Genomic DNA, 9949 nt, shown 5'->3' on the forward strand with positions numbered 1-9949 from the left:
GCGCATTTTAAATCAATATAGAGCCGAGACGTGAGTGTCAAATCAGGGACACCTCGCTTCTCTTGAACTCGGTGCTTGACCCCGCCTCCCGGTTCGACAAGGATGCAGCCGCGATAGTGCCTAATACGATGACATTAAGGAACCGAAATGTTGCTTGCCTTTGTAGCAGTGGTGGTAGGGCTCGTCCTGCTGATCTGGAGTGCTGAAAAATTTATCGATGGCGCTGCTGCTACCTCGCGGTGGTTGGGGTTGTCGCCACTGCTGATCGGTATGCTGGTGATCGGATTCGGAACGTCGGCCCCTGAAATGATGGTCTCCGTACTGGCGGCCATGCAGGGTAATCCCGGGCTGGCGGTAGGCAATGCTTACGGATCCAATATTGCCAACATAGGGCTGGTGCTGGGTTTTGTGGCGCTTATAGCGCCGCTGGCGGTGCACTCCAGCGTTATTCGCAAGGAGATGCCGCTATTGGTGGCGGTCATGCTGCTGACCGGTTACATGCTGATGGATGGCTGGATTTCTCGCGGTGAGGCAGTGTTGCTGCTGGCCGCGCTGGGGATATTCATTACGGTCAGTATCATCCAGTCACGGCGTCATCAGGCGGATGCACTGACCGATGAAGTGACGGAGAGCCTGGACAGCAAGCCGCTGTCACGTGGTATGGCATTGATGTGGACGCTGGTGGGGTTAGTGCTGTTGGTAGCCAGCTCGCGTCTGTTGGTGTGGGGCGCGGTAGAAATTGCCGTAGGATTTGGTGTCAGCGATCTCATCATCGGTTTGACGGTGGTGGCCGTCGGTACGTCGCTACCCGAGCTTGCCTCGTCCATCAGTGCCTTGAGGCGCAAAGAGCACGATATGGTGCTGGGCAACGTGGTGGGCTCCAATCTGTTCAATAGTTTGGCCGTGGTAGGGTTGGCGGGGGTCATCACGCCTATCGAAGCGGGTCGTGAGGTGCTGGTGCGTGACTGGAGCGTGATGACCTTCATGACGCTGATGATGGTGCTGTTTGCATTCTCCTGGCGTGGCCGTCCGCGGCGGATCAATCGTCTGGAGGGTGGCGTGCTGTTTTCCCTGTTTGTCGCCTACACCGGCTACATGGTCAGTCTGGTGGTGATGACATGACTTTTTTTAATTGAAAAAGAGCAGTTTGCCTGAATGGCATGCGTCAATGCGACACAGCTTTTTGGGCAAACTTGCGCTGTATAACGGGTGTCGAAGCGTTAAAATGCAACACAGCTAAAGAATAAGCTTAGTGCTTATAACTAAAATGCAGTGCCATTAAGGCTCAACTAAGCTTGTGTAACCCATTGATGGGATATTGATCCAGGTCTTAGGAGCGTGTGATGGAACTCGACCCCCTTGTACTATCGCGAATGCAGTTCGCCTTCGTTGTATCGTTTCATGCGATCTTTCCGGTCTTCACCATCGGACTGGCGTCTTATATAGCGCTGCTTCATGGGCTGTTCTTCAAGACCAACAACCCCGCTTGGGACCGCTTGGCACTGTTCTGGACCAAGGTGTTTGCCGTGGTTTTCGGAATGGGCGTAGTCTCCGGGATCGTCATGTCTTTCCAGTTTGGCACCAACTGGAGCAACTTCTCCCAGGCAGCGTCCAACTTCCTCGGGCCGGTGCTCAGCTACGAGGTCGTTACTGCTTTCTTCCTTGAAGCGGCATTCCTCGGTGTCCTGCTCTTTGGCCGAGGCAAGGTGCCACAAGGGGTGCACCTGTTTGCTGCCATCATGGTGGCGATCGGTACGTTCATTTCGTCGTTCTGGATTCTTTCTGCCAACAGCTGGATGCATACGCCGGCAGGGGTAGAGCTCATCGACTATCGGTTCCACGTGGTTTCCTGGACCGAAGCGATATTCAATCCCTCCTTTCCTTACCGCTTCGCACACATGGCCATGGCATCTTTCTTGACCGGTGGCTTCGTGGTGGCCGGTGTGAGTGCTTGGTTCCTGCTGCGTGGTCGCGACCCGGAAGCCAACCGTCGAGCGCTTTCCATGTGCCTTTGGTTGCTGCTGTTTCTGGCGCCAGCCCAGGCGGTCGTGGGGGACTTCCATGGTTTGAATACCCTGGAGCACCAGCCGGCCAAAGTGGCGGCCATGGAAGGGCATTGGGAAACCTCTGGCAACGTTCCGTTGCTGCTGTTCGCCATCCCGGACCAGGAAGCGCAAACCAATCGCTTTGAAATCGGCATTCCCAATCTTGCCAGCCTCATCCTGACCCACTCTACGGATGGGGTTATTCAGGGGCTGAATGAATTTGCTCCTGAAGAGCAGCCACCGGTCTGGATCGTCTTCTGGGCGTTCCGCGTGATGGTGGGGATCGGTCTGTTGATGATTGCCACCGCCTTGGCAGGGCTGTTGCTGCGTCGCAAAGGCAAATTCCATCAGCATACCGGGTTCCTCAAGACGCTGGTGTACATGATCCCCATGCCGTTCGTCGCCGTGCTGGCTGGTTGGATCGTGACCGAGTCAGGACGTGCCCCATGGCTGGTATACGGCATGATGACCCATGCGGAAGGCGTTACGCCTTCGCTGACCGGCCCCATGGCGCTGTTTACGCTGGTGGGCTACGTGCTGGTGTACGCGGTGGTGTTCTATGCCGGTATCTACTATCTGACCCGCGTGGTGCGTAACGGCATGCTGCCCAAGGAAGAGCGTGAAACGGCAGGCGACAATTTCAGACGCCCCATGCGTCCACTGTCGGCCACGGAAACTCCCTTTGATGACGATGTCGACCCGGTGAGGAACTGAGACATGGAAATGTTTGATCTGACGATAATCTGGGCAGGCATCATCGGGTTCGGGTTGATGATGTACGTGCTGATGGACGGTTTCGATCTGGGGCTTGGGATTCTGTATCCCTTCGCCCCGGACGAAGACGCCCGGGATGTGATGATGAACTCCGTGGCGCCGGTCTGGGACGGCAACGAGACGTGGCTGGTGCTGGCGGGTGCCGGTTTGCTCGGGGCTTTCCCGCTGGTCTATTCGGTCTTCCTGCCGGCACTCTATATTGGCGTGTTCTTGATGCTGGCGGGGCTTATTTTCCGGGGTGTGGCCTTCGAGTTCCGCTTCAAGTCCCGGCGCAATCGTCGCTGGTGGAACCGCGCCTTCTGCTGGGGCTCCGGCGTGGCCGCTTTTGCTCAAGGGGCGGTGGTCGGTGCATACATCCAGGGGTTTCATGTCGAAAACTTTGCCTTTGCAGGTGGCGCTTTCGATTGGCTGACGCCTTTCTCGGTACTGACCGGCTTCGGCCTGATGGCAGGTTATGCGTTGCTGGGAGCCACCTGGTTGATCCTCAAATCCGAGGGGCATATTCAGGAGTGGGCTTACAAGGTGACGCCGCTGCTGTTGGCGCTGGTACTGGGCGTCTTCGGTATCATCAGCATCTGGACACCGTTCGTGAATCCGGTGGTCTGGGAGCGCTGGTTCGGTCATTTGCAGCTGATCTGGATATTCCCGGCACTGGCGCTGCTGTCGGCCTTCATGGTGTATCGCTCCGTGAAACGTCGTGACGAGGGCATTCCCTTCGTGGCCACCATCGGCATCTACGTGTTCACTTACCTGGGGCTGATCGTCAGCAAGTGGCCCATCATCGTGCCCCCCAACTACACGCTGTGGGATGCCGCCTCCGCCCCTGAATCTCAGCTGTTCCTGCTGATCGGTGTGCTGTTCGTCATTCCGATCATCCTGACCTACACCGCCTGGACCTACTGGGTCTTCCGCGGCAAGGTGCGCGTCGGCGAAGGGTACCACTGATTCATGGCCCCTCCTGCGGCCCAGTCGAATTCGTTGACGCCGCGCCGTTGGCTGAGCACGCTGGCTCGTCGTGAGCGTGCTCGGCTGGCGCTGGCGGCGTGCTTCGGCGTGCTGTCCGGCGCTCAGACGATCTTGCTGGTGGTCGGGTTGGCGTGGTCGATCGAGCAACTGGTCGTTCATGGCCGCTCACCTGTCACGCTGGTGCCCGTGCTGCTCGGCCTGGTGGTCGCCGTGGCGTTGCGCTCACTGTTTCTTGCCCTGCAAGAGTTGTTCAGTGCAACTGCCAGCTTGCGCATCCGTCAGTACGCTCGTGAGCAGGTCTTGAACAAGGTCGCCGCGCTAGGCCCGGTCTGGATGACGCGGCAGCAGAGCGGAGCCCTGGCGACCCAGTCGGTCGAGCACATCGAAGCCCTCGATGGCTATTTCGCACGCTTCCTCCCGCAAATGCGCATCGTGCTTTTGCTGCCACTGCTGATTGCCGTCGTGGTGGGCTGGCTCGACTATCTGGTGGCCATCTTCTTGCTGCTCTCTGCGCCATTGATTCCGCTGTTCATGGCCTTGGTAGGCATGGGGGCAGAGCGTCTCAACAAGGAGCAGTTTGCTTCCGTTGCCAGGCTCTCGGCGCATTTCGTCGACCGCGTACGCGGCATGACGACGCTGCAGCTATTTGGTCATACGCGTGCTGCCCAGCAGGACGTCTGGTATGCCACCGACCAGTATCGCCGCCTGAGCATGCGCACTCTCAGGCTGGCATTTCTTTCGTCAGCGGTATTGGAATTTTTTGCCTCGGTGGCTATCGCCGTCGTCGCCATGTACGTGGGGTTTGGTCTGTTGGGCTATATCGATTACGGTCCTTCCCCCTCGCTGACCCTGTTCAGTGGTCTGGCGGTGTTGCTACTGGCTCCGGAGTTCTTCCAGCCCTTGCGCACCCTCTCGCAGCATTATCATGACCGTGCTGCGGCGCTGGGGGCGGCAGAGAGTATCGTGACCATCCTCAATGAGCCTGACGTGGTGCCGACCCGGTTTGACGCCCCCGTCGAACCCGATGCATCGATTGAATTGGTGGATGTCGAGGTGGGCTATGGTCGGCACTCGACGGTCTTGACGGGCGTCTCGGCCACGATACGTCAGGCAGATGTGGTGGTCATTACCGGAGAGTCAGGCAGTGGCAAATCTTCCTTGCTGGCGCTGATGGCCGGTTTTATGGCGCCTCTGCGTGGTGCTTGCAGAGTCCGCCAGGGCGAACAAGTGGCGTGGCTGGATCAATCACCCTGCATCATTCAAGGCTCGTTGGCCGATAACCTGCGCCTGGCGGCGCCTGAGGCGACACCGGCTGCCATGCAGGAGGCTCTGGAAAGCGCAGGCCTGGGTGAGCTGTTGGCTGCCTTGCCCCATGGCCTGGAGACGGTGGTAGGGGAGCGCGGGGTCGGCTTGTCGGGAGGTCAGGCGCAGCGCTTGACCCTGGCTCGAGTATTTCTCAGCCAGGCACCGCTGGTGTTATTGGATGAGCCCACGGCCAGCCTTGATTCGGCGACGGAAAAGAGCGTGATCGACGCACTGCTGGCCTGGTCGGCGGAAGGGCGAACGTTGGTCATGGCAACACATCACCCTGCGGTGATGGCCGTTGCCACTCGCCACTGGGTGTGTCGAGACGGCCAGCTTCACGAGGTGGCGCCATGAAATTTCTGCACAATGACCTGAGCCCATGGCTGGCACTCATGTTAAGGCGCAGGCAGCGCTTCCTCGTGGGTGCGCTGCTGGTATGGGTAACGTTGCTGGCTGGCCTTGCGCTGCTGGGTTTGTCCGGCTGGTTCATTGCGGCGTGTGCCCTGGCGGGCATTGCGCTGGCGGCTGGGTTGCCGTCATCACTGGATATTTATGTGCCCGGCGGCGGCATTCGTTTTTTTGCCTTGCTGCGCACCGTCGCTCGATACACCGAGCGGCTCTACAACCACAATACCGTGCTGACGCTGCTGGCGGATTTACGCTATCGCGTCTTCGGTGACTTGACGCGCCTGGATGACGCATCGCTGCGGCGTCGGCGAGTCGGTGAGTGGTTGAGTCGCCTGACGGCGGATATCGATGCCCTGGATAGCCTGTATCTGCGCCTACTGGTGCCGCCAGTAGTGGCCTTGTTGAGTGTCTGGATCGTCGCAGGTTTCATCGCTATCTGGTTACCGCTGGTGGGAGCCGTCGTGGCCTGTGTATTGACGCTGCTGTGGCTGGTCATCACCCTGGGCTTTGCCAGGCTGGGTTTCACCAACAGCCATCGGCAAGTGGATGATCAGGAGGAGCTTCGGCGGCTGGTGTTGGATCAGGTACAGGCGTCCGCTGAGCTGATGAGCTACCGAACCAGTGACTGGTACCGCAGGAAAATACGAGCGCACGAACAGCAAGCGCTGGATAACCAGCGTCAGTTGGCCGCGAAGGCCGCGCTGGGAAATGCGCTACTGATGGCGGTAACGGGGCTGTTGATCATCGGTGTGCTCTGGCTGGGTAGTCTGGCACTGGCCGAGCAGCGCGTGGTGGGCCCCATCATGGTCATGGCCGTGATTGCCGTGTTTGGTATCAACGAAGTGTTGGCCAGCCTGCCTGCTGCTTTTGTGCGGTTTGGCGCCAGCCACGGGGCGGCCCAGCGGCTGAATGCTCTGCAGGCGACACAAGGGCAAACGCGTGTGGGCTCGCTTCCGGATGACGATGGTGGCCATGCCCTGCAACTGCGTGAGGTCATGTTCCGTTATCCGGATGCGGCGGGCTGGGCGATATGCCAGGTTTCCCTGACCCTGCCCGCCGGTCAACGCGGTGCCATCATGGGTATTTCGGGTTCGGGCAAATCGACGCTGGCCAATTTGATCATGGGCCGCATCTCTCCCACTGAAGGGGACGTGTGGGTGGCGGAGCATGCACCCTCTGTCATTACCCTCGAAAGTAGCGCAGCACATATGGGGTACCTCCCCCAGCAAATAGACCTGTTCGATGGATCGCTGGCCGATAACCTGCGGATCGCCAAGCCTGACGCGACAGACGAAGAGCTTTGGCAGGTGCTTGCCCAGGTCGCTCTCTCGGACTGGGCGAAACGCCAGCCTCGTCAGTTGGCGACTCAGGTGGGAGAAAGAGGGCAGCAGCTTTCAGGCGGGCAGGCGCGCAGAGTGGCGTTGGCGAGGTTGTTCTTACGCTCGCCCTCGGTGGTATTGCTGGATGAGCCCTTCGCGGGAGTGGATGCGGCAACCGCCCGGCACGTGGCGGCCTCGCTGGACGCCTGGTTGGTAGGCCGTACGGCGATTTTCTTTGTTCATCAAGTGGATGATGCGGCCCTGGTGCCGGGTTTGGCTCATCAATGGTGGCTTGATGGTGGTAAGTTAATTCACGATACTTCACTTTGATATTCACCGAATCGGCAAGTAGGCGGCGACCATGAACGACTTTTTACGACACCTTCCCAAGGCTGAGCTTCACTTGCATATCGAAGGTTCTCTCGAGCCGGAATTGATGTTCCAACTGGCGGAGCGTAACGGCATCGAACTCCCCTATGCCACGGTCGAAGAGGCCAAGGCAGCTTACGATTTCAAAGACCTGCAAGGGTTTCTGAATCTTTATTACCAGGGCATGAACGTCTTGCGCAGCGAACAGGACTTCTATGACCTGGCCATGGATTATTTCAAGCGTGCCCGCTCGGAAGGCGTGCTGCATATCGATATGCACTTCGATCCCCAGGCTCACCTGCAGCGTGGAGTGCCTCTGGAGGTGGTCATGGCGGGACTGCTCAGGGCCAAGCAGGAGGCCGAGAGTCAGCTGGATCTTTCAGTAGGCATGATCATGGCCTTCCTGAGAGATCGGCCAGCCGACGAGGCACTTCACGTTCTCGAGCAGGCGGCACCCTACTGGAAAATGCTGGATGCCATTGGCTTGGACAGCGCCGAGCGTGACAACCCGCCCGAGAAGTTTCAGGCCCTGTTTGCGCGCGCCAAAGAGCTTGGGCTGGTGCGTGTGGCCCATGCGGGCGAAGAGGGGCCTGCCGCTTACATTACGCAAGCCCTGGACCTGTTGGACGTTCAGCGCATCGACCACGGCGTGCGCTGTCTCGAAAGCGAAGACGTCGTGCAGCGCCTCAAGGAGTCTCAAACGGTACTGACCGTGTGCCCGCTCTCCAATGTCAGCTTGAAAGTGGTCGATCAATTGGATCAGCATCCGCTACCGGCGTTGTTGGAAGCGGGGCTGAAGGTCACTATAAGCTCTGACGATCCTGCTTATTTTGGTGGTGGGCTGCTCGAAAATCATATCGCCTGTGCCGATGCCTTTGGCTGGGGAGAAGATACCTTCAAATGGCTGAACCGCAATGCCATGGAAGAAGCCTTCGTCAGCGACGCGCGACGCGCCGAACTGCTGAAGCGCCTGGAGGCAGCCTGACATAGCCTGCCGCCGCCCCTATGGGCGGCGGCATAGTGCATCAGGGTAGAGCGGGCACCTCGAAATCGGGCATTTCACCTGTCAGGGAGTGCAGAAACGCCGTGATGTTATCGATGGTGGGTTCGTCAAACTCACGTCCCAGCATTTCCTGGCCCATGATGGCCACCGCTTCTTCAAGCGTTTCGGTGGCACCATTGTTCATGTACGGGTAAGTGACGCCGACATTGCGCAAGGTGGGGGTGCGGAAGCGGTACTGGTCTCTTTCCTCGCCAGTCACCACGTAGCGACCCAAATCTTTCGACCCCGGCACCTGAATGGCGTGGAACTGGCTATCGGTAAAGTTGGCGCCGCGATGGCAGGCGATACAGCCATTATCCACGAAAGCCACCATACCCTCTTTTGCCTGATCGCTGATGGCGTCCATATCACCCCGCAAATAACGATCGAAAGGTGCGTTGGGCGTGTTGAGCGTTCTCTGGAAGGCGGCCAGTGCCTTGGCCAGGTTCTCGGCATTGATGGGGTCATCCTGGTCGGGGTACGCTTCCGTGAAGCGTTCCTGGTAGAGCTCGAACTCTGTCAACCTGTCCAGGGCGTGTTCCAACTGCATGGCCATCTCGACATCGGCTTCGATGGGGCCCAGTGCTTGACCCTCCAAATCCGGCTCTCGTCCATCCCAGAATTGCGATCCCAGGAAACCACTGTTGAGTACGGTGGGTGTGTTGCGTTCGCCAACCTGACCGTTATGGCCCACGGCTCTAGGAATGCGATCTGACCAGCCGAGCGCTGGGTTATGGCAAGTGGCACAGCTGATGACACCGCTGGCGGAGATCCTGGGCTCGAAAAACAGCATGTTGCCCAGCATCACCTTTTCATCGGTCTGTGAATTGTGGGCAGGCAAAGGTGGTAAGTGGGGCAGCGGTTCGAACCTGTCGCGGTAGCTACCGAGTTCGTCGTCTGCCCACAGTGAAGTCGTGCCTAATAGCGCGACACTCGCAAGTCCGATGGCAATACGTGATGTTGTCATGGTTTCCCCCTCCTGTTTGACCGGTCTGGTGTGCACCGTTCTTTTCAGCGGTGCTTCAACAAGTCTAAAAAAGCGGGGAAGGGCAGGGCTTGCCTCAGGTCAACTTTCCGGCCATTGGTGACCCGCAGGTGCTTGAACGGTGAATGAGAAAAAAGCTTGACGATCAAAAAGAATTGGGTAGAATACGCCCCACATCGAACGGCAACGCCGACAGATGGCTCTTTAACAATTTGATCAGGTAATTCATGTGGGCGCTTGCCGATGAGGGTGAATCATCACCGAATATCAAGGCAAGCGAACACCAAGATACTCTTCGGAGTATCACAGTGAATTCGTTTGAACCTTGAGCCAAGTTTGATCCGCTTTTGTTGCCTTCGGGCAGCGAGTAAGGATCGCATTGATCTTAAACTGAAGAGTTTGATCATGGCTCAGATTGAACGCTGGCGGCAGGCCTAACACATGCAAGTCGAGCGGTAACAGGGGGTGCTTGCACCCCGCTGACGAGCGGCGGACGGGTGAGTAATGCATAGGAATCTGCCCGATAGTGGGGGATAACCTGGGGAAACCCAGGCTAATACCGCATACGTCCTACGGGAGAAAGGGGGCTTCGGCTCCCGCTATCGGATGAGCCTATGTCGGATTAGCTAGTTGGTGAGGTAAAGGCTCACCAAGGCGACGATCCGTAGCTGGTCTGAGAGGATGATCAGCCACATCGGGACTGAGACACGGCCCGAACTCCTACGGGAGGCAGCAG

At 58.4% G+C, this 9949-nt stretch carries 7 protein-coding genes and 1 rRNA gene; 7 read left to right on the plus strand and 1 reads right to left on the minus strand.

The window, feature by feature from the left end; translation table 11 throughout:
• Nucleotides 1–147 precede the first annotated feature (147 nt).
• The 6 genes from FEU76_RS12225 (at nt 148) to FEU76_RS12250 (ending at nt 8171) form a co-directional block, all read left to right on the plus strand.
• Entirely contained in the window at nt 148–1122 is a 975-nt protein-coding gene (locus tag FEU76_RS12225) for a calcium/sodium antiporter (RefSeq protein ID WP_096922908.1), read from the plus strand.
• A 221-nt stretch (nt 1123–1343) separates the two neighbouring features.
• Nucleotides 1344–2759, plus strand: a complete 1416-nt coding sequence (locus FEU76_RS12230) for a cytochrome ubiquinol oxidase subunit I (protein ID WP_144983331.1) — start codon at nt 1344–1346, stop codon at nt 2757–2759.
• A gap of 3 nt (nt 2760–2762) precedes the next feature.
• Complete coding sequence (gene cydB, locus FEU76_RS12235; protein ID WP_144983335.1) at nt 2763–3764, plus strand: cytochrome d ubiquinol oxidase subunit II; 1002 nt, start codon at nt 2763–2765, stop codon at nt 3762–3764.
• Nucleotides 3765–3767: 3 nt separating this feature from the next.
• The gene (cydD, locus tag FEU76_RS12240) at nt 3768–5444 is read left to right on the plus strand and encodes a thiol reductant ABC exporter subunit CydD (RefSeq protein ID WP_144983338.1); all 1677 of its coding nucleotides are present in this window, start codon (nt 3768–3770) and stop codon (nt 5442–5444) included.
• Complete coding sequence (gene cydC / locus FEU76_RS12245) at nt 5441–7147, plus strand: thiol reductant ABC exporter subunit CydC (protein WP_144983341.1); 1707 nt, start codon at nt 5441–5443, stop codon at nt 7145–7147. The genes cydD and cydC overlap by 4 nt, the downstream gene beginning before the upstream one ends.
• 31 nt (nt 7148–7178) lie before the next feature.
• The gene (locus tag FEU76_RS12250; RefSeq protein ID WP_039182118.1) at nt 7179–8171 is read left to right on the plus strand and encodes an adenosine deaminase; all 993 of its coding nucleotides are present in this window, start codon (nt 7179–7181) and stop codon (nt 8169–8171) included.
• Nucleotides 8172–8211: 40 nt separating this feature from the next.
• Here FEU76_RS12250 and FEU76_RS12255 read toward each other — a convergent pair whose 3' ends face one another.
• Complete coding sequence (locus FEU76_RS12255) at nt 8212–9195, minus strand: cytochrome-c peroxidase (protein ID WP_144983344.1); 984 nt, start codon at nt 9193–9195, stop codon at nt 8212–8214.
• Nucleotides 9196–9600: 405 nt separating this feature from the next.
• On the opposite strand from FEU76_RS12255, the gene FEU76_RS12260 reads away from it, so the two are divergent.
• A 16S ribosomal RNA gene (locus tag FEU76_RS12260) occupies nt 9601–9949 on the plus strand; the annotation flags it as partial.

Origin of the sequence: Halomonas sp. C22 (assembly GCF_007655045.1) — a bacterium.
Taxonomy (GTDB): Bacteria; Pseudomonadota; Gammaproteobacteria; order Pseudomonadales; family Halomonadaceae; genus Vreelandella; species Vreelandella hamiltonii.